The organism is Ramlibacter sp. (assembly GCF_050250995.1).
Taxonomy (GTDB): Bacteria; Pseudomonadota; Gammaproteobacteria; order Burkholderiales; family Burkholderiaceae_C; genus Ramlibacter.
Window position 1 is genome coordinate 20,551 of the sequence record NZ_JBFWNP010000049.1, and the last position, 17,654, is coordinate 38,204.

A 17,654-nucleotide genomic window follows, 5' to 3' on the forward strand; every position below is an offset into this window, starting at 1 on the left:
TGGGCGGCACGCCGCCCATCACGCAAGCACCGTGGGTGCTTAGACCTTGGATTTGCCGTCCGGCTCGTCCTTCTTCTTGTCGTTGCCTTCGATGTAGGGCGACCACGGCTTGGCCTTCACCGGGCCGGGCGTCTTCCACACCACGTTGAACTGGCCGTCGGCCTTCACTTCGCCGATGAACACCGGCTTGTGCAGGTGATGGTTCTTCTCGTCCATCTTGGCCGTGAAGCCGCTCGGCGCCTTGAAGGTCTGGCCGGCCATCGCGGCGATGACCTTGTCGACGTCGGTGGTCTTCGCCTTCTCGACGGCCTGCTTCCACATGTACACGCCGATGTAGGTGGCTTCCATCGGGTCGTTGGTCAGCGGCTTGTCCTTGTGGCCGGCGATGCCCTTCTTCTTGGCGTAGGCGGCCCACTTCTTGGTGAACTCGTCGTTCGTCGGGTTCTTGACCGACATGAAGTAGTTCCACGCGGCGAGGTGGCCCACGAGCGGCTTCGTGTCGACGCCGCGCAGCTCCTCTTCGCCCACCGAGAACGCGACGACCGGCACGTCCTTGGCCTTCAGGCCGGCGTTGCCCAGCTCCTTGTAGAACGGCACGTTGGAGTCGCCGTTGATCGTGGAGATCACGGCCGTCTTGCCGCCCGCGCTGAACTTCTTGATGTCGGCGACGATGGTCTGGTAGTCGCTGTGGCCGAAGGGGGTGTACTTCTCGTCGATGTCGCTGTCCTTCACGCCCTTGGACTTCAGGAAGGCGCGCAGGATCTTGTTGGTGGTGCGGGGATAGACGTAGTCGGTGCCGAGCAGCACGAAGCGCTTGGCGGCGCCGCCTTCCTTGCTCATCAGGTATTCGACGGCGGGGATCGCCTGCTGGTTGGGCGCCGCGCCCGTGTAGAACACGTTCTTGGACAGCTCTTCGCCCTCGTACTGCACGGGGTAGAACAGCAGGCCGTTCATTTCCTCCACGACCGGCAGCACGGACTTGCGCGACACCGAGGTCCAGCAGCCGAACATGACGGCGACCTTGTCCTGGCCGAGGAGCTGCTTGGTCTTCTCGGCGAACAGCGGCCAGTTGGAGGCGGGGTCCACGACCACGGGCTCGAGCTTCTTGCCGAGCACGCCGCCCTTGGCGTTGATTTCCTCGATGGCCATCAGGGCCGTGTCCTTGAGCACGGTCTCCGAGATCGCCATGGTGCCGGAGAGCGAGTGCAGGATGCCGACCTTGATGGTGCCGCCGGACTGGGCGAATGCGGGCAGGCTCGCGGCGCCCGCCAGCGCGACGGCGGCGGTGAGGGCCTTGAGGGTGAAGCGACGTTGCATGGAGGAGCTCCTGAGGGGTGGGAAGTAGGAGCCCCGATTCTGGAAACGGACGAGCATTCGTGAAATACGCCGCATGGCGTACGGTCGGGTTCCGCGCCGCGCCGGATGCGCCGCCGTCCGACAAGGCGCAGCGCCGGGACGCGGCCCAATAGGGCCATGAATGCCTTCCTCCGACAGCTCGCGCCGAGCGTCACCAACCTGATCCGGCTGGACCACACGCAGGCGCTGGCCACGTTCCACCAGTACGACCCCACGGCCTCCGGTCGCTTCCGCCGCGGCATCGCCGACAACGTGTGCCTGCAGCTCGAGATCCATGCGCAACTGGAAGAGGAGATCTTCTACCCCGTGCTGCGCCTCGTGCTGGACGACGACGCCATGAAGAAAGCGCAGCCCGAGCACGACGAGCTGCGCACGCTCATCGCGCGCCTGAAGCAGATGGTCGTGACCGACCCGACCTTCGACCACACGTTCAACGAGCTGATGCGGCAGGTCATGCACCACGTGGCCGAGGAAGAAACGACGCTCCTGCCGGCGGCCGAGCGCCTGCTTCCGCAGCAGCTTACGGACCTCGGCGCGCAGATGGCGCGGCGACGCCTGCAGCTGACCGCGTCGCGCGGCGGCGAATTCGCGGGCAGCCTGGCGCGCTCGCTCAGCCTCGGCACCGTGCTAGCCTCGGCCAACACGCTGCTGAGCGGCGCGTCCCTGCTGACGCGCCGCGGCGACCCCACGAGGTCATGGACACGGCCCGGCCGGGCGTCGTCGTCGTCTTCGTCCGGGGCGGGATTCCCCACGCGTTGAAAAAGAAGGAACAAGGAAGAAGGAAAAAGCGATGAAGAGCATCACGACAATGATTCGCCACGACCACGCCGAGGTCATGGCCGCGTTCCACAAGTTTCGCCCGGACGCGTCGCCGCGCACGAAGAAGACCCTGGTCGACTCGATCTGCGCCGCGCTCGAACTGCATGCCAGGCTGGAGGAGGAAATCTTCTATCCGGCGCTGCGCGAAGTGAGCGCGAACGAGGCGCTGGCGAAGAGCGTGCCGGAGCACAACGAGATGCGCGCGCTGATCGCGCGCGTGCGCAGCATGGGCGCGGAGCATCGCGGCTACGACGACACCTTGTACGAGCTGATGAAGAACGTGATCCACCACGTGGCGGATGAGGAGACGATCCTGCTGCCGGAGGCCGAGCGCCTGCTCGCGCCGGAGCTCGGCGACCTGGGCGCGCGCATGGCGCGCCGGCGTGCGGAGCTGGCCGGGGACAAGTCGCCGAAAGTCGCGCGCGCCGCGCTGGGCGGCGGGCTGCTGCTCGCGCTGGGCGCCGTGATCGTGGGCGGGCTGTTCCTGGCGCGGCGCGACGAGCGCGTCGGCAGCGCGGTGCAGCACGCGCGCCGGCTGATGTGGGAGCGCCGCATGCTCTCGCGTGCGCGCTCGATCATGCCGGAGCCGGTGCGCGGCATGTTGCCGCATCCGGCGTCGCTGTTCGTGCCGAAGAAGGCGAAGTCCTGGTTGCGGTAGGGCCGGATGCCCCGCGGCGCGGGATGGTTGACGAGCGGGGTGAAGGCAGACTAGACTTGGTCTACTTTTCACCCTTCATGCAATCCGTCAACATCTACGATGCCAAGACCCGGCTCTCCCAGCTTGTCGACAAGGCAGCGGAAGGCGAGGACGTCGTCGTCAGCCGCAACGGCAAGCCGCTGGTGCGGATCACGAAGCTCCAAGTGGAGAAACGCAAGATCCGCTATGGGCTGCTCAAAGGCAAGGTGCAAATCCCCGACGATTTCGATGCACCGCTTCCCGAAAGCGAACTGAAGTTGTTCGAAGGCCGCTGATGCGTGTCCTGCTGGATACGCACATCTTCCTCTGGGCGGTTGCCGGATCGCGGAAGCTCCCGGTCGCCGCGCGTCGCCTCATGGACTCCGCCGACGAAGTCCATGTGTCGGCCGCGTCGATCTGGGAAATTGCTATCAAGGCCAATCTCGGCAAGCTCAAGGTCGACCCGCTTCAACTGGCGGAGTCGATCGAGGCAAGCGGCTTTCTCGAACTGCCGATCACTGCAGTCCATGCGGCGGCCGTGTCGCGGCTCGGGCAGCTGCATGGAGATCCATTCGATCGGCTGCTGATCGCACAAGCGACGATGGAGCCGCTCCGACTGATTACGGCGGACGAGCAACTGCCGCAGTACAGCGATCTCGTCGTTCTCGTCTGACGCCCTACCCCTCGAACTGCGGATGCAGCTGGCGAATGCGATTCATCGCCATCGCCGCCGCTGCAGTGCGCGTCTCCACGCCCAGCTTCGCAAAGACGCGCTCCAGGTGCTTCTTCACGGTCGCCGCGCTCGCGCCCAGGATGTCGCCGATGTCGCGGTTGATCTTGCCCTTGAGCACCCAGTAGAGCACCTCCGCCTCGCGCGCGGTGAGCTTGAAGGCGAGGCTCATCGACTCGATGATCACGGCGTCCGACACCTCTCGCATCACGATCAGCCAGTCGTCGTCGCCTGTTTGCTGATGCAGGCGGATCGTGAGGCGGCGCGCGCCGAGTTCGGCGGTGAGCTTCGGCGGCTCGATGTTGCGGGCGGCGTCCGGGAGGTGGCGGCGCAGCCACGCCAGGATCGGCGCGGGCGTCTCGGGCGCCGACGTGCCCCAGTACGCATGCAGCAGGTCGCGCGCGAGCGGCGTCTGCCACATCAGCTTGCCGTCGCTCGGGCGCACGGTGATGCTCGCGTAGCCGAACGCGTCGAGCGCATTGCGCGCCTGCCGCGCGAGCCGCGCGCTCTGCATGTGGACGCCCATGCGAGCGAGCACCTCCTTGGGCTTGATCGGCTTCGTGACGTAGTCGACGCCGCCCGCATCGAGCGCGGCGACGAGATGCTCGGTCTCCGTCAGGCCGGTCATAAAGATGATCGGGATGTGCGCGGTGGCCGGCGACGCCTTCAGCCGCTTCGCGACCTCGAAGCCGTCGATGCCCGGCATCATCGCGTCGAGCAGCACGATGTCGGGCAGGGCCTGCGACGCGCGGGCCAGCGCGGCCTCGCCGTCGGTGGCGACCAGCACGGTGTAGCCGGATTCGTCGAGCGCGTCGTGCAGCATGGAGATGTTGTCGGGCACGTCGTCGACGATGAGCACGACGTCGGTGTTGGCGCGGTCGAGCATGGCGTTCATCTGGCGGACTCCTCGGGAGCGTGCGCGAGCTCTCGCGCGATGGCCTCGAACTGGAACTGGCGCGCGAGGGCGCGCAGCGCGGCGGTGAATCCGGCGCAGTCGGGCTGCGCGGCATCGATCGCATCGAGCTGGTTCAGGATGCCGCGGTAGTAGCCGAGCTGCACGGCCTGCAGCAGCGGCTGGAGAAGCTCGCTGCGCGGCCACGCGCGCACGGATGCGGGCGCGGGGGTGGGTGCGCTGGCCGCCGGCTCCCCGGCCTCGTCGTGGACCCAGCGCAGACCCAGCTGCCGCTCGAGCCAGTCGAGCAGTTCGCTGTGCCGCACCGGCTTGAGGATGAAATCCTCGCTGCGAATGCCGGCGTCGTTCTCCAGTCCCTTGTCGAACGCGTTCGCGGACACGACCGCGATCTTCGACCCCAGGCGCGGCACGCGCCGCAAACGGCGGATCGTCTCCCATCCGTCGATGCCCGGCATCGCCAGGTCGACGAGCACGGCATCGGGCTGCAGTCCCGCGGCCACGAGGTCCAGCGCGTCGTGTCCGCTCGCGGCGGTGCGCAACTCGAAACCGAGCGGCTCCAGCAGATGCACGAGGAGTTCGCGGTCGGCTTCCTCGTTGTCGACGACGAGGATCCTGCGCCGCTCGCCTTCGTAGCCGCGCCGCGGCTTCGCGACGGTCACGACCGCCGGCGCCGCGCTGTGGACTTCGGGCAGGAAGAGTCGCACACGAAATACCGAGCCCTCGCCCGGCGCGCTCGTCGCGGTGAGCTGTCCGCCCATCAGGTCCGTGAGCATCTTCGCGATCGTGAGCCCCAGCCCCGCGCCGGGCGCGGACTGCGCGGCGCTCGTGCCTCGGGCAAAGGGCTCGAAGATCCGGTCGAGGTCCTGCGCCGACATGCCCGGCCCCGTGTCCTCGACCGAGATCATCGCCATCTCGCGCGCATGGCGGATGCGGAACACCACCTGCCCCTGCGACGTGAACTTGATCGCGTTGCCCAGGAGGTTGATGAGGATCTGGCGCACCCGCTTCTCGTCGGCGCGCACGACTTCCGGGATCGCGCCTTCCACCTCGAAGCGGAAGGCGAGCCCCTTCGCCGCCGCCTGCAACTCGAAGAGCCCCGCCATCTCGTGGACGCTGTCCGCGAATCGCATCGGCTTCACATTCAGCGTGAGCTTGCCGGACTCGATGCGGGCGATGTCGAGCGTGCCCTCGATCAGCGACAGCAGGTGTTCGCCGCCGCGCTTGATGACGTTGACGCCGTGCTTGCGGTGCGCGGGGATGCTCGCGTCCTCGCCCATGAGCTGCGCGTAGCCCAGGATGCTGTTGAGCGGCGTGCGCAGCTCGTGGCTGATGGCGGTGATGTAGCGGCTCTTCGCGGAGTTCGCGGCGTCGGCGATGCGCTTGGCCTCCTGCAGCGCCTCGTCGGTCTGCTTGTGCGACTCGATCTCGCGCATCAGCAGGTGCGTCTGCCGGTTGGACTCTTCCTGCGCCACCATGCGGCTCTTGTGCGCGAGCACGAGCCACCATGCGACGATGCCGGCCACCAGCAGCATCGCCATGTAGGCCTTGAGGAAGCCCGCGCGCTGCGTCACTTCGAGCAGCACGCCCAGCAGCGGCACCACGAAGGCCATGAGCATGATGAAGTGGCCCGCGCCCGTGTCGATGTACGGCCACAGCGCGCGCGGCAAAAGCCGGCGCAGCGCACCCGTCCACTGCGCCGACAGGCTCGCATGCGGCTTGCACAAGTCGCCGCAGCGCGCGTCGAGCGTGCAGCACAGCGAGCAGATGTGGCCCTGGTAGGCGGGGCAATGCGCCATGTCCGGCCCCTCGTACTCGCGCTCGCAGATGACGCATTGCCGGGTTTGCAGGGCGTCGGCCGCCGCGCCCTCGGGCTCGCGACGCGCGATGTAGTAACGTCCCTTTGTCCCCCAAGCGATCAGCGGGGCCGCAACAAAGGCCACGCCCATCGCGATCAGTGCCGAGAACGCCTGCGCGCCCGGCCCGAAGGCGCCGAGGTGCGCGCACATCGAGATGCCGGAGGCGAGCGCCATCGCGCCGACGCCGACGGGATTGATGTCGTACAGGTACGCACGCTTGAATTCGATGCCCTTGGGCGACAGGCCGAGCGGCTTGTTGACCACGAGGTCGGCGACCACGGCCATCATCCACGCGATGGCGATGTTGGAGTACAGGCCCAGCACGTCGCCCAGCGCCTGAAACACGTTCATCTCCATCAGCATGAAGGCGATGAGCGTGTTGAACACGACCCACACCACGCGGCCCGGGTGGCTGTGCGTCACGCGCGAGAAGAAGTTGGACCATGCGAGCGAGCCCGCATAGGCATTCGTCACGTTGATCTTCAGTTGCGAGATCACGACGAAGATCGCCGTGGCCGCGACGGCCCAGCCGAAGTTGGGAAAGACGTACTCGTAGGCCGCGAGGTACATCTGGTTCGGGTCCACCGCGCGGTCCGACGGGACCATGTGCGTGATCGCGAGGAAGGCGAGCAAGGCGCCGCCCAGCATCTTCAGCACCCCGAGCACGACCCAGCCCGGACCGCCCGCCAGAACGCCGGCCCACCACGACACGCGCCGCTCCTTCGAATACGCGGGCATGAAACGAAGGTAATCGGCCTGTTCCCCCATCTGGGTGATGAGCGCGATGCCGACCGTGAGCGCGGCACCGAACAAGTGCATGTCGAACATCGCGACTTCGCTTCTCTCACCAGCGAAGTGCGTTATTCCGTTAAATGCACCAGGGTTGCGCACAAGGACGTAGACGAAGGGCACCACGAGCATCACCAGCCAGATCGGCTGGGTCCACACCTGAAGGCGGCTGATGGCGGACACGCCGTGCGTCACCAGCGGAATGACCACCACCGCGCAGATCAGGTAGCCCCAGCTCGGCGGCACGCCCAGCGCGAGTTCCAGCGCGTAGGCCATCACGGCGGCCTCGAGCGCGAAGAAGATGAAGGTGAACGATGCGTAGATCAGCGACGTGATCGTCGAGCCGATGTAGCCGAAGCCCGCGCCCCGGGTGAGCAGGTCCATGTCCACGCCGTAGCGCGCGGCGTAATAACTAATGGGTAAGCCTGCAAGAAAAATGATGAGGCCCGTGACCACGATGGCCCAGAACGCATTCAGAAATCCGTACTGCACCAAGAGCGTCGCGCCCACGGCTTCGAGGATCAGGAACGAAGCCGCGCCGAACGCGGTGTTCGCCACGCGGAAGGTCGACCACTTGCGAAAGCGCTGCGGCGTGTAGCGCAGCGCGTAATCTTCCATCGTCTCGCTCGCCACCCAGCTGTTGTAGTCGCGCCGCACCTTGACGACGCGCTGCGGCGCATCGCCGCCGGGCGCGACGGGAACGATGGGAATGACGGTGTTCACGAGGGGAACATCGCAGTTTTCGTGCCGCATATGCGCCAAAGGGCGTATGTCGCCGGCGCGAGGGTTTGCACTAAGATGGTTCGTTACATATGGAACTCACCCCGCGCGAGAAAGACAAGCTGCTCCTGTTCACCGCCGCCCTCCTCGCGGAGCGGCGCAAGGCGCGGGGGCTGAAGCTCAATTACCCGGAAGCGGTGGCGCTCATTTCCGCCGCCGTCATGGAGGGCGCGCGCGATGGCCGCACGGTCGCGCAACTCATGAGCGAGGGACGCACGATCCTCACGCGCGCGGACGTCATGGACGGCGTCGCGGACATGATCCCCGACATCCAGGTCGAAGCGACCTTCCCCGACGGCACGAAGCTCGTGACCGTGCATCAACCCATCGTGTGAATCCCCTTCGAGGACCCGAATGAAGCGCATCGCCACCCTGCTCGCCGGCTTCGCCGCGCTCCCCGCCTTCGCGCATGGCGGACACGGCTCGGCCACCGACATCCATTGGCACGCGACGGACACCGCGGGGTTCGTCCTCGTCGGCGTGCTGGTCGCCCTGGCGATCTGGTTCTCGCGCGGGGACTGACGCGATGACGCCCGGCGAACTGATCACCGACGACGGCGACCATGCCTTGAACCCCGGGCGGCGGACGCTCACGGTCGCCGTGCAGAACGCCGCCGACCGGCCGATCCAGGTCGGCTCGCACTATCACTTCGCCGAGACGAACGCGGCGCTGCAGTTCGACCGCGCTGCGGCGCGCGGCATGCGGCTGAACATCGCATCGGGCACGGCGGTTCGCTTCGAACCCGGTCAACAACGCACCGTGGAACTCGTCGACTATTCCGGCGACCGCGTGGTCTACGGCTTCCGCGGCCTCGTGCAGGGAAAACTTTAAGTCATGGCAACCATCGGCCGCCGCGCCTATGCGGAAATGTTCGGCCCCACCATCGGCGACCGCGTGCGCCTGGCCGACACCGAACTCGTGATCGAGGTCGAGGACGACTTCACGCTGCGCGCCGGAGGCTACGGCGAAGAGGTGAAGTTCGGCGGCGGCAAGACCATTCGCGACGGCATGGCGCAGTCGCAGCGCACCCGCGCGCAGGGCGTGATGGACACCGTGCTGACCAACGCGCTGATCGTCGACCACTGGGGCATCGTGAAGGCCGACATCGGCCTGAAGGACGGGCGCATCGCCGCCATCGGGAAAGCGGGCAATCCGGACACGCAGCCGGGCGTCGACATCGTCATCGGCGCGGGCACCGAGATCATCAGTTGCGAAGGCAGCATCGTCACCGCGGGCGCCATCGATTCGCACATCCACTTCATCTGCCCGCAGCAGATCGACGAGGCGCTCGCCTCCGGCGTCACCACCATGTTCGGCGGCGGCACCGGGCCGGCCACCGGCACGTTCGCGACGACCTGCACGCCGGGCGCGTGGAACATGCAGCGAATGCTGCAGGCGGCCGACGCCTTCCCCATGAACCTCGGCTTCATGGGCAAGGGCAATGCGAGCCTGCCCGACGCGCTGCGCGAGCAGATCGACGCGGGCGCCATCGGCCTGAAGCTGCACGAAGACTGGGGCACGACACCGGCGGCCATCAGCAACTGCCTCGATGTCGCGGACGCCACCGACACGCAGGTCGCGATCCACAGCGACACCCTGAACGAATCCGGCTTCGTCGAGAACACCATCGCCGCGACGAAGGGCCGTGGCCTCTGCGCCTTCCATACCGAAGGCGCGGGCGGCGGGCACGCGCCGGACATCCTGCGCGTGGTGGGCGAGCAGAACTTCCTGCCCTCGTCGACCAACCCCACGATGCCCTACACCGTCAACACGCTCGACGAGCACGTCGACATGCTGATGGTGTGCCACCACCTCGACCCCGCGATCCCCGAAGACCTCGCGTTCGCCGAGAGCCGCATCCGCAAGGAGACCATCGCGGCCGAGGACATCCTGCACGACCTGGGCGCGATCAGCATGTTCTCGTCCGACTCGCAGGCCATGGGCCGCGTCGGCGAGATCGTCATCCGCTGCTGGCAGACCGCGCACAAGATGAAACTGCAGCGCGGCAAGCTGCCCGGCGACAGCGAGCGTCACGACAACTACCGTGCGAAGCGCTACGTCGCCAAGCTCACGATCAACCCGGCGATCGCGCACGGCATCGCGCACGAGGTGGGCAGCATCGAAGTCGGCAAGCTGGCCGACCTCGTGATCTGGAAGCCGGCCTTCTTCGGCGTGAAGCCGTCGCTCATCGTCAAGGGCGGCTTCATCGCGATGGCGGCGATGGGCGACCCGAATGCGTCGATCCCGACGCCGCAGCCGGTGCATTACCGGCCGATGTTCGGCGCCTTCGGTGGCGCGCTCGCGAAGGGCGCGATCACCTTCGTGTCGCAGGCTGCGCTGGCCGCGGGCGTGGCCGAGCGCTATGGGCTCGCGAAGAACGTGCGCGCGGTGAAGAACATCCGCGCCGTGCGCAAGCAGCATCTGATCCACAACGACTATGCGCCGAAGATGGAGATCGACGCGCAGACGTATGCGGTGCGCGCGGACGGGCAGCTGCTGACCTGCGAGCCGGCGAAGGTGCTGCCGATGGCGCAGAAGTACTTCCTGTTCTGAGCTGTAATACGCATCCATGTTGCGTATTACAATGTTGAGATGACTGTGACCGTTCGGCTCCCCGTTCCGCTCGAAAAGGCGCTGGCAGACTACAGCGCGATGAAGGGCGTCACCAAGACCTACATCGTCCAGGAAGCGCTGGTGGAGTACCTTGTTCGCCCCGAAAGGCAGGCCCAGCCTCGGTCCGAACCCGAGAGCTCGACCTTTGCGGCGTTCAAGCGCGCAGGTCTCGTCGGGAGCTTCAGGGGTGACGCGGTGAGCGCCACGAAGGAAGTGGTTCGTCAACGCATCCTCGGCAGTCCGGCGAAGAAGAAGCAGCGCTGAAGCGCCAGATCCGATGGACGACGTCCTGCTCGACACCGGCGTTCTCGTGGCGCTCCTGAATGCGGCCGACCCCAAGCACGAAGCCGCTTCGGGCTGGCTGTCTTCAGGCGAATACCGCCTGCACACGGTCGATGCGGTGCTGACCGAGACCTCGCATTTCCTGCCCGTGCATTTGCGCGCCAACCTGGCGGACGCAACGGCAGCAGGCACCCTACAGGTCCATCATCCGGATGGCCCCGCCTACAAGCGTGCTGCCGCCATTCTTCGCAAGTATGCGGACCTGCAGCCGGACTGGGCGGACGCAGCGCTGGTGTGTCTGGCCGAGAGGATCGGCATCCACCGCATCGCGACCCTCGACACACGAGACTTCTCGGCGTACCGCATTCACGGCCGTACGAAATTCATGTTGGAATCTCTCGCATGATCCATGTCAACAAGGTCCTCGCGCAGGGGCACGGCCTCGCAGCTGTGCTGCTCAAGCGCGCGGCCACCGTCGAACTCGACTGGGACGTGCGGCAGAAAAGCCGCTTCGATGCCACCGATTCGCAGGGACGTGCATTGGGCGTGTTCCTGCCGCGCGGCACCGTGGTGCGGGGCGGCGACGTGCTGGTGGCCGAGGACGGCTCGCTGGTGCGGGTCATCGCGGCGCCGCAGCCGGTCCTCGTCATCACGCAATGCGCCGAGCACGGGAGCGCGTTCGACCTGATGCGCGCCGCGTATCACCTCGGCAACCGCCATGTGCCGATCGAGCTGAAGCCCGACCACCTGAAGATCGAGCCCGATCACGTGCTGGCCGACATGCTTCGCGCGATGCATTTGATCGTGAACGAGGCGAATGCGGCGTTCGAGCCGGAGGGCGGTGCGTACGGAAGCGGGCACGGCGGGCATGGCGGGCATGGGCACGACCACGGCCACGACCACGATCACGGCACCCACTCGCATGGCCACGGCCACGACCACGGCGCTCACTGACGCCGCGCTGCTGCGGCTCGTCTGGCTCGCCTCGCCCGCGCTGCCCGTCGGCGGCTTCTCGTATTCCGAAGGGCTGGAGGCCGCCGTCGAAGCGGGGCGCGTCACCGACGAAGCGACCGCGGGCGAGTGGCTCACGCATCAACTGCACCTCGCACTCGCCCGCGCCGACCTCGCCGTCGTCGCCGCCGCCGTCAAGGCCTTCCGCACGAACGACGCGGAGGAAGTCGCCGTGCTCGACGAGTGGATCCTCCACACCCGCGAGACCGGCGAATTCCGCCAGCAGACCGAGCAGATGGGCCGCTCGCTCGGCGAGTGGCAGAAGTCGCTCGGCACGGACCCGGGCACGTCGCGCACCTACCCCGTCGCATTCGCGCGCGCCGCCTCGTCGACCGGCGCCGCCCCGCGCCAGATCCTGCTTGCCTTCGCCTTCGGCTGGGCCGAGAACATGATGCAGGCCGCCATCAAGTCGGTGCCGCTCGGCCAGGGCGCGGGCCAGCGCATCCTGCTGCGCCTGGCCGACGAGATCCCGGCCGCAGTCGACCACGCCATGACGCTCGACGAACCCCGCCGCCAGTCGTTCGCGCCGATGCTCGCCATCCTTTCCGCGCGCCACGAAGCGCAGTACTCACGCCTCTTCCGATCATGAGCGCCGTCCTCCACCACATCCCCCACCGCACCAAGAAACTCCCGCCGCTGCGCGTCGGCATCGGCGGGCCCGTCGGCTCCGGCAAGACGACCCTGCTCGAAATGCTGTGCAAGGCGATGCGCGCGAAATACGACCTCGTCGCCATCACCAACGACATCTACACCAAGGAGGACCAGCGCATCCTCACAGTGAGCGGCGCGCTGCCGGCCGAGCGGATCATGGGCGTCGAGACGGGCGGCTGTCCGCACACGGCCATCCGCGAGGATGCATCGATCAACCTCGAGGCCATCGACCGCATGCTGCGCGACTTCCCCGAGGCCGACGTCGTGTTCGTCGAGTCCGGCGGCGACAACCTCGCCGCGACCTTCAGCCCCGAGCTGAGCGACCTCACGATCTACGTGATCGACGTCGCGGCCGGCGAGAAGATTCCGCGCAAGGGCGGCCCCGGCATCACGAAGAGCGATCTCTTCGTCATCAACAAGACGGACCTCGCGCCCTATGTAGGCGCCGACCTCGGCGTGATGGAAGCCGACACGAGACGCATGCGGCGCGACAAGCCCTTCGTGATGACGAACCTCAAGACGAACACGGGGCTCGAGGAAGTGGTCGGGTTCATCGAGCGCAAGGGGATGCTCGGCGCCGGCGCTGGCGCGGGCGCCTGAGCGAAGCGACGCGGCGCTGCGTCCTCCCGAAGCAGCCGCTGCCTCGACGCGCTACTCCTGCGTGCTACTCCTGCGCGATCCCCGCCGCGCGCACCAGGTCGCGCCAGGTGGTCAACTGGTCACGCGTGAACGCCGCCGCCTGGTCCGGGTCCATGACCCGCGGCCCGATGCCGTAGTTGGCCAGTTGCGTCTGCACTTCCGGCGCGGCAAGCGTCTCGGCCACCGCGCGTGAAATCTTCGCCGACATGTCGCGCGGCATCTGCGCCGGCCCGTAGATCGCGGCCCAGCTCGTGAGCGACACACCCGGGTAGCTGGCCTCGGCCATCGTGGGAACCTCCGGCGCCACGACGAGCCGCGTGGGCGAGAGCGCGGCCAACGCGCGCACCGTGCCGGCGCGAATGTGCTGCATCGGCGCGCCGGGACTCGCCACCATCGCCTGCACGCGGCCGCTCAACAGGTCGGCGAACGCGGGCGCGTCGCCCTTGTACGGAATCAGCGCGAGCTGGATGCTGGCCTGCTGCTGCAACTGCGCATGCACGAGCATCGCGGTGCTGTGGGCGCTGGCGAAGTTCAGTTGTCCCGCGCGGGCGCGGGCGTACTCCACGAACTCGGCCATCGTCTTCACGGGCACGCTGCCGTGGACGAGGAAGAGCGTCTGCAAGGTCCCCACGCCCGCGATGGCCGTGAGTTCGGTGAGCGGATCGTAGGGCGGCTGCTTGCGCAATGCCGGCACCGCCACGATGGCGGTGTTGGTCGAGAACAGCAGCGTCTGGCCGTCCGGCTTCGCGCGGATCACGGCGGTCGCGGCGATGGCGCCGTCCGCGCCCGGCCGGTTGTCGACGACGACGGTCTGCCCCAGCTTCTCGGACATGCGCGGCACGAGCGTGCGCGCCGCGCCGTCCGTGGCGCCGCCGGGCGGCAGCGGCAGGATCAGCCGGATCGCGCCGCCGGGCTGCGCGTTCGCGGCCCAGGGCACGGCGAGCGACGCGCCGGCCCCCGCGGCCACCAGCAGCGTGCGCCGGCGCAGCGTGGCGCCCTTCGAATTCCTTGCGTTCACGAGGCGGACTCCCGTCGTTGACTGCGGACCACTATAAACATAGCATTAACCGATTGCAACGCAGATTATCGATTTTCTCACCATGAACCGAAGCCGGAGCGCCTGGCAGGGTCCGCAGCTTGCCGACCGCGAAGACGAGTGGATCCACCGCGTGCGCGACACCGACGTCGCCGAACTCGAGCGCGCGCACGATGCGCTGAAGTCGCGCGGCTTCGCGTCGCTGGACGACGTCGGGCGCGACGACTTCCCGCTGTCCGATTTCGCGCGGACGCTTGCGTCGCTCGGCGAGGAAGTCGAGGCCGGCCGCGGCTTCGCGTTCCTGCGCGGGCTGCCGGTGGACCGCTGGGGCATCGAGAAGTCGCGCGTCATCTACTGGGGCATTTCGTGCCACCTCGGCACGCCGCTGCGGCAGAACGCGCGGGCCGAGAAACTCGTGAAGGTCACCGACGTCGGCGCGGCCGAGAAGGCGACGTCGCGCGGCCCGTACGGCCGGGGCGACATGAACTTCCATTCGGACTTCGCCGACGTCGTGGGCCTGCTGTGCCTGCGCGCGTCGAAGACGGGCGGCGTGAGCCGCATCTGCAGCTCCCATGCGATCCTGGAGCGCATGGCCGTGGAGCATCCCGAATACCTCGACGTCTTCGAGCGCGGCTTCCGCTTCTTCCGCAAGGCGGAGGAAGCCGTCGGCGAGCCGCCCGTGAGCGCGCGCCGCCTGCCTATGCTCGACCGCTCGGGCGCGCTGCCGCGCTTCCTGTTCTGGCGCGCCTTCGCCGAGCAAGGTGCGCAGTTTTCCGGCGAACCGCTCACCGCCTTGGAGGCTGCCGCGCTCGCGTACGTGAACGACGTCGCGCGCGATCCCGCGCATCACCTCGACACGCATTTCCAGCCCGGCGACATCCAGTACCTCAACAACTACCGCATCCTGCATTCGCGCACGGAGTTCGAGGACTGGCCCGAGCCCGAGCGCAGGCGCTATCTCGAACGGGTGTGGCTGCGCACGTCGGACGCGCGTGTGAACCCCGAGGGCTTCGCGGACACGCACGGCCCGAATTCGATCGTGGACGGGTTTCCGCTGGTGCCGGCGGACGTTGTCGCGGCCCGCGAGCGTGCATTGGCGGCGCACGCGTAGACCCGTAGAATCGAGCCGCGGGAAGCGTGGCCGAGCGGTTGAAGGCACCGGTCTTGAAAACCGGCGACGTCGCAAGACGTTCGTGAGTTCGAATCTCACCGCTTCCGCCACTGACCCATTTCGGACATCAGCTTTTCGGTAGTTCGCAGCTCCTACCATTGCCCTACCCGTTGCTGCGCAGCCTGTAGTCAGGCGTCCACGCCCCACTAGCCAATGCTGAGCTGGCGTGCCACCATAGAGTCGTGGACGCCAAACGGACGAACAGCCAGCGGTCAGGTTGCCCACACACTCGATGGAGGGGGGAGTCATGGCAAGTGTCTCGGCTCAGACCGATCTGCGACAGGCTATCAACGCGATTTCTGACGTCATCCAGAATCGGCCGCTACCGCTTCGAGAATTCGATCAGATATACATGAAGGCTGGTGACATGGTCCTCCAGACCATGATCATTGCGCAGCGCTTCGCCAAACGAGACTTGGTATTCATTGGGGACGGTGACAGCATTAGTCTGTGTCTTGCCTACGCAATGCACAGGGGTGTAATTGAGGAGGGGCCCAACAAAATTCTCGTCCTCGATTTCGACGAGCGCATGGTGAATGCTATTGAGCGCTTTGCGGATAAAGAGCGCATCTCGGACAAAATTTCAGCGCGCCTCTACAACTGCATCGACCCCCTCCCCGACGATCTTTTGGGGGAGTTTTCCGCGTTTTACACGAATCCCCCCTGGGGTGCGAGCAACTTGGGCGAAAGCGTCAACGTCTTTGCTGAACGCGGGATGGAGGCTTGCGGTCCTGACGCTGTCGGAGTCGTTGTAATCGCGGACGACCCGAATGTTGACTGGTCCAAGCGTGTTCTCTTCGAAGTCCAAAAGTTTGCGCAGGAACAGCAGTTCTTCGTCCAAGAAATGCAGCCGATGCTCCATGCGTACCATCTAGACGATGCCCCGGACCTCAAGTCTTGCAATCTCTTCTTTCGCTCGCATCCGGATCGCAAGATTACAACCAGAAGCTATGAGTTGCACGGGAAGCGCCTCGAAAGCTTTTATGGACGGAATCAGCCGTTGAGGGTGAAGTACGTGCGAGAGAAAGTCCGAGTCGACTACGGAAAAGCCCCGTCCGAAACCTACGTTCTTGATCCGCTGGAGGGTGCAAATGGCTCTTGATATCGAACCTGGCGATCCGTTCATCTTTATGAAAGTCGGAGTGCATGCTAGTGAGCCGCTTGAAGCAATCATTCAGCGAAAGCGCGAAGAGATTGCCAAGGCTGGCGTCTCGTTCTGGGGATACGGCGGGGGCACTTGCCACCCGCTAACCGCCGTCCAACCGTTCGTGAAGGAGTACGTTGCCAATGGAGTGAACGTGCGCCTGCTGATGCAAGAGATCAATTCTCGTCACTACGCACAGCCAGTAAGAGCGGAAGAGTACAGCGCCGACGGTGTCCATTGGGAAAAGATTCACAAGGACATTCACGTCCTTGGGTCTCGATATGCCCTGGTGATCGAGAGCCTCGATATGGTTGAGATGACCATAGCTCTCGAAGACTCTGCGGTCGGAGTTGGGCGCATGCGAGGCGCGAAGGGCGACAAATACATCCAAGGCCACGTGGACAAAGCGTGCCTCGTATTTCAGCCGGGTGGCGCACCAGAACCAACTGGAAAGCAAGTAGCTCTGAAACTTGCCGCACGATTGCACGCTCCGTATGCCGTGCTCTTGAAGCAGAACTAGATGGACTTAAGCCAGCCGGGTGCCGGCTTCTCGATCTGCTCTTGAACCGCATAGTTCATCAGGTTAACGAAGACCCCCACGTCTTTGGACCCATAGTGCGTGTATGCCTTAGCTAGCGTCTCGTCCGCGGACGGGCAGGTCGTAACGGCGGTTCTCAGGCGCTGCATCCCGAACTTGCGGCATAGCTGACTAATTAACTGTTCGAAACAGATCAGCCGCTTACGGAGCACTAATAAGCTCTGCTCGATCTTTGCAATAGCAGGCATGCAACGAAGCGCCCTCTTGTCTCCCGTGGCAATTTCCGCGTGAAGCAGGTCAACCGCAACTGCCAGTAGGCCTACTTCGCCAGCGTCTAGGTCCATTTCGGCAAGGAGTGCCGTCCGCATGATGCTAGCCGCCCGCTTCTGCTGCTCCTGTGTCGGCTCTATCGCAGTAATAGTCGGAAGGATTTTGGCTAAGCGTTCAGCAGCGTCCGAGGTACCGGCAAGACGTAGCCGATCCGCTTCGCTGGTTAGGCCCATGTATCGAACCATGAAGCCAAGTGCGTATTCCACCCGATGACGGGCACGATTCCACGCTGATGGCGGGCGCTGTTCCAGCCGATGGCGGGCGGCGTTCCATGCGATCGCGGGCAGCGTTCCATGCTGATGGCGGGCACGATTCCATC

The 17,654-nt window shown here is 66.0% G+C and carries 21 protein-coding genes and 1 tRNA gene; 17 read left to right on the top strand and 5 right to left on the bottom strand.

Translation table 11 applies throughout. From position 1 onward, the window contains the following. Positions 1-39 precede the first annotated feature (39 nt). Positions 40-1,317, bottom strand: a complete 1,278-nt coding sequence (gene urtA / locus AB7E83_RS22720) for an urea ABC transporter substrate-binding protein (protein ID WP_428573103.1) — start codon at positions 1,315-1,317, stop codon at positions 40-42. A 156-nt stretch (positions 1,318-1,473) separates the two neighbouring features. Between urtA and AB7E83_RS22725 the strand changes: the two genes are divergently transcribed. From AB7E83_RS22725 to AB7E83_RS22740, 4 genes are all read left to right on the top strand, one after another. Continuing rightward, complete coding sequence (locus AB7E83_RS22725) at positions 1,474-2,115, top strand: hemerythrin domain-containing protein (RefSeq protein WP_428573104.1); 642 nt, start codon at positions 1,474-1,476, stop codon at positions 2,113-2,115. A gap of 31 nt (positions 2,116-2,146) precedes the next feature. Continuing rightward, positions 2,147-2,833, top strand: a complete 687-nt coding sequence (locus AB7E83_RS22730; RefSeq protein WP_428573105.1) for a hemerythrin domain-containing protein — start codon at positions 2,147-2,149, stop codon at positions 2,831-2,833. Positions 2,834-2,910: 77 nt separating this feature from the next. Continuing rightward, entirely contained in the window at positions 2,911-3,147 is a 237-nt protein-coding gene (locus AB7E83_RS22735) for a type II toxin-antitoxin system Phd/YefM family antitoxin (RefSeq protein WP_428573106.1), read from the top strand. Continuing rightward, a complete protein-coding gene (locus AB7E83_RS22740) occupies positions 3,147-3,524 on the top strand; it encodes a type II toxin-antitoxin system VapC family toxin (protein ID WP_428573107.1) in 378 nt (125 codons plus the stop codon). Before AB7E83_RS22735 ends, AB7E83_RS22740 begins: the two co-directional genes overlap by 1 nt. Positions 3,525-3,528: 4 nt before the next feature. On the opposite strand, the gene AB7E83_RS22745 is transcribed toward AB7E83_RS22740, so the two are convergent. Continuing rightward, positions 3,529-4,476: a response regulator gene (locus AB7E83_RS22745; protein WP_428573108.1), complete on the bottom strand. Its 948-nt coding sequence runs from the start codon at positions 4,474-4,476 to the stop codon at positions 3,529-3,531. Then, positions 4,473-7,892, bottom strand: coding sequence for a hybrid sensor histidine kinase/response regulator (locus AB7E83_RS22750; protein WP_428573109.1), 3,420 nt, complete (start codon positions 7,890-7,892; stop codon positions 4,473-4,475). The genes AB7E83_RS22745 and AB7E83_RS22750 overlap by 4 nt, the downstream gene beginning before the upstream one ends. A 59-nt stretch (positions 7,893-7,951) precedes the next feature. Here AB7E83_RS22750 and AB7E83_RS22755 point away from each other — a divergent pair, with 59 nt between their 5' ends. The 9 genes from AB7E83_RS22755 to ureG are packed head-to-tail and all read left to right on the top strand — an operon-like array spanning position 7,952 to position 13,077. Further along, the gene (locus tag AB7E83_RS22755; protein ID WP_428573110.1) at positions 7,952-8,254 is read left to right on the top strand and encodes an urease subunit gamma; all 303 of its coding nucleotides are present in this window, start codon (positions 7,952-7,954) and stop codon (positions 8,252-8,254) included. 19 nt (positions 8,255-8,273) lie between these two features. Further along, positions 8,274-8,441, top strand: a complete 168-nt coding sequence (locus AB7E83_RS22760; RefSeq protein WP_428573111.1) for a hypothetical protein — start codon at positions 8,274-8,276, stop codon at positions 8,439-8,441. A 4-nt stretch (positions 8,442-8,445) separates the two neighbouring features. Beyond that, the gene (locus AB7E83_RS22765) at positions 8,446-8,751 is read left to right on the top strand and encodes an urease subunit beta (protein WP_428573112.1); all 306 of its coding nucleotides are present in this window, start codon (positions 8,446-8,448) and stop codon (positions 8,749-8,751) included. 3 nt (positions 8,752-8,754) lie between these two features. Beyond that, on the top strand, positions 8,755-10,473 hold the full coding sequence (gene ureC / locus AB7E83_RS22770; RefSeq protein WP_428573113.1) for an urease subunit alpha: 1,719 nt from the start codon (positions 8,755-8,757) through the stop codon (positions 10,471-10,473). A gap of 39 nt (positions 10,474-10,512) precedes the next feature. Further along, positions 10,513-10,797, top strand: coding sequence for a hypothetical protein (locus AB7E83_RS22775; protein WP_428573114.1), 285 nt, complete (start codon positions 10,513-10,515; stop codon positions 10,795-10,797). 13 nt (positions 10,798-10,810) lie between these two features. Beyond that, positions 10,811-11,221 carry a type II toxin-antitoxin system VapC family toxin gene (locus AB7E83_RS22780; protein ID WP_428573115.1) on the top strand — a complete coding sequence of 137 codons (411 nt, stop codon included), beginning with the start codon at positions 10,811-10,813 and terminating at the stop codon, positions 11,219-11,221. Beyond that, positions 11,218-11,769, top strand: a complete 552-nt coding sequence (gene ureE / locus AB7E83_RS22785; protein WP_428573116.1) for an urease accessory protein UreE — start codon at positions 11,218-11,220, stop codon at positions 11,767-11,769. The genes AB7E83_RS22780 and ureE overlap by 4 nt, the downstream gene beginning before the upstream one ends. Continuing rightward, positions 11,738-12,415: an urease accessory protein UreF gene (locus AB7E83_RS22790; RefSeq protein WP_428573117.1), complete on the top strand. Its 678-nt coding sequence runs from the start codon at positions 11,738-11,740 to the stop codon at positions 12,413-12,415. Before ureE ends, AB7E83_RS22790 begins: the two co-directional genes overlap by 32 nt. Beyond that, positions 12,412-13,077 (top strand): urease accessory protein UreG, encoded by a 666-nt coding sequence (gene ureG / locus AB7E83_RS22795; RefSeq protein ID WP_428573118.1) that lies wholly within the window; start codon positions 12,412-12,414, stop codon positions 13,075-13,077. The genes AB7E83_RS22790 and ureG overlap by 4 nt, the downstream gene beginning before the upstream one ends. A 64-nt stretch (positions 13,078-13,141) precedes the next feature. On the opposite strand, the gene AB7E83_RS22800 is transcribed toward ureG, so the two are convergent. Continuing rightward, a complete protein-coding gene (locus AB7E83_RS22800; protein WP_428573119.1) occupies positions 13,142-14,134 on the bottom strand; it encodes a Bug family tripartite tricarboxylate transporter substrate binding protein in 993 nt (330 codons plus the stop codon). Between the two features lie 82 nt (positions 14,135-14,216). On the opposite strand from AB7E83_RS22800, the gene AB7E83_RS22805 reads away from it, so the two are divergent. From AB7E83_RS22805 to AB7E83_RS22820, 4 genes are all read left to right on the top strand, one after another. Continuing rightward, positions 14,217-15,263, top strand: coding sequence for a TauD/TfdA family dioxygenase (locus AB7E83_RS22805; protein WP_428573120.1), 1,047 nt, complete (start codon positions 14,217-14,219; stop codon positions 15,261-15,263). 20 nt (positions 15,264-15,283) lie between these two features. Further along, positions 15,284-15,373 (top strand) — tRNA-Ser (locus AB7E83_RS22810). Positions 15,374-15,570: 197 nt separating this feature from the next. Beyond that, positions 15,571-16,425 (top strand): bis-aminopropyl spermidine synthase family protein, encoded by an 855-nt coding sequence (locus AB7E83_RS22815; protein ID WP_428573121.1) that lies wholly within the window; start codon positions 15,571-15,573, stop codon positions 16,423-16,425. Continuing rightward, complete coding sequence (locus AB7E83_RS22820; RefSeq protein ID WP_428573122.1) at positions 16,415-16,987, top strand: hypothetical protein; 573 nt, start codon at positions 16,415-16,417, stop codon at positions 16,985-16,987. Before AB7E83_RS22815 ends, AB7E83_RS22820 begins: the two co-directional genes overlap by 11 nt. Here AB7E83_RS22820 and AB7E83_RS22825 read toward each other — a convergent pair. Continuing rightward, positions 16,984-17,654 (bottom strand): hypothetical protein (locus AB7E83_RS22825; protein ID WP_428573123.1); only part of this gene is annotated, 671 nt, incomplete at its 5' end. The two genes, AB7E83_RS22820 and AB7E83_RS22825, sit on opposite strands and share 4 nt — an antisense overlap.

Coding starts and splice junctions, on each gene's coding strand:
- urtA (WP_428573103.1), bottom strand. CDS start 1,317: ATGCAACGTCGCTTCACCCTCAAGGCCCTCACCGCCGCCGTCGCGCTG.
- AB7E83_RS22725 (WP_428573104.1), top strand. CDS start 1,474: ATGAATGCCTTCCTCCGACAGCTCGCGCCGAGCGTCACCAACCTGATC.
- AB7E83_RS22730 (WP_428573105.1), top strand. CDS start 2,147: ATGAAGAGCATCACGACAATGATTCGCCACGACCACGCCGAGGTCATG.
- AB7E83_RS22735 (WP_428573106.1), top strand. CDS start 2,911: ATGCAATCCGTCAACATCTACGATGCCAAGACCCGGCTCTCCCAGCTT.
- AB7E83_RS22740 (WP_428573107.1), top strand. CDS start 3,147: ATGCGTGTCCTGCTGGATACGCACATCTTCCTCTGGGCGGTTGCCGGA.
- AB7E83_RS22745 (WP_428573108.1), bottom strand. CDS start 4,476: ATGAACGCCATGCTCGACCGCGCCAACACCGACGTCGTGCTCATCGTC.
- AB7E83_RS22750 (WP_428573109.1), bottom strand. CDS start 7,892: ATGCGGCACGAAAACTGCGATGTTCCCCTCGTGAACACCGTCATTCCC.
- AB7E83_RS22755 (WP_428573110.1), top strand. CDS start 7,952: ATGGAACTCACCCCGCGCGAGAAAGACAAGCTGCTCCTGTTCACCGCC.
- AB7E83_RS22760 (WP_428573111.1), top strand. CDS start 8,274: ATGAAGCGCATCGCCACCCTGCTCGCCGGCTTCGCCGCGCTCCCCGCC.
- AB7E83_RS22765 (WP_428573112.1), top strand. CDS start 8,446: ATGACGCCCGGCGAACTGATCACCGACGACGGCGACCATGCCTTGAAC.
- ureC (WP_428573113.1), top strand. CDS start 8,755: ATGGCAACCATCGGCCGCCGCGCCTATGCGGAAATGTTCGGCCCCACC.
- AB7E83_RS22775 (WP_428573114.1), top strand. CDS start 10,513: ATGACTGTGACCGTTCGGCTCCCCGTTCCGCTCGAAAAGGCGCTGGCA.
- AB7E83_RS22780 (WP_428573115.1), top strand. CDS start 10,811: ATGGACGACGTCCTGCTCGACACCGGCGTTCTCGTGGCGCTCCTGAAT.
- ureE (WP_428573116.1), top strand. CDS start 11,218: ATGATCCATGTCAACAAGGTCCTCGCGCAGGGGCACGGCCTCGCAGCT.
- AB7E83_RS22790 (WP_428573117.1), top strand. CDS start 11,738: ATGGCCACGGCCACGACCACGGCGCTCACTGACGCCGCGCTGCTGCGG.
- ureG (WP_428573118.1), top strand. CDS start 12,412: ATGAGCGCCGTCCTCCACCACATCCCCCACCGCACCAAGAAACTCCCG.
- AB7E83_RS22805 (WP_428573120.1), top strand. CDS start 14,217: ATGAACCGAAGCCGGAGCGCCTGGCAGGGTCCGCAGCTTGCCGACCGC.
- AB7E83_RS22815 (WP_428573121.1), top strand. CDS start 15,571: ATGGCAAGTGTCTCGGCTCAGACCGATCTGCGACAGGCTATCAACGCG.
- AB7E83_RS22820 (WP_428573122.1), top strand. CDS start 16,415: ATGGCTCTTGATATCGAACCTGGCGATCCGTTCATCTTTATGAAAGTC.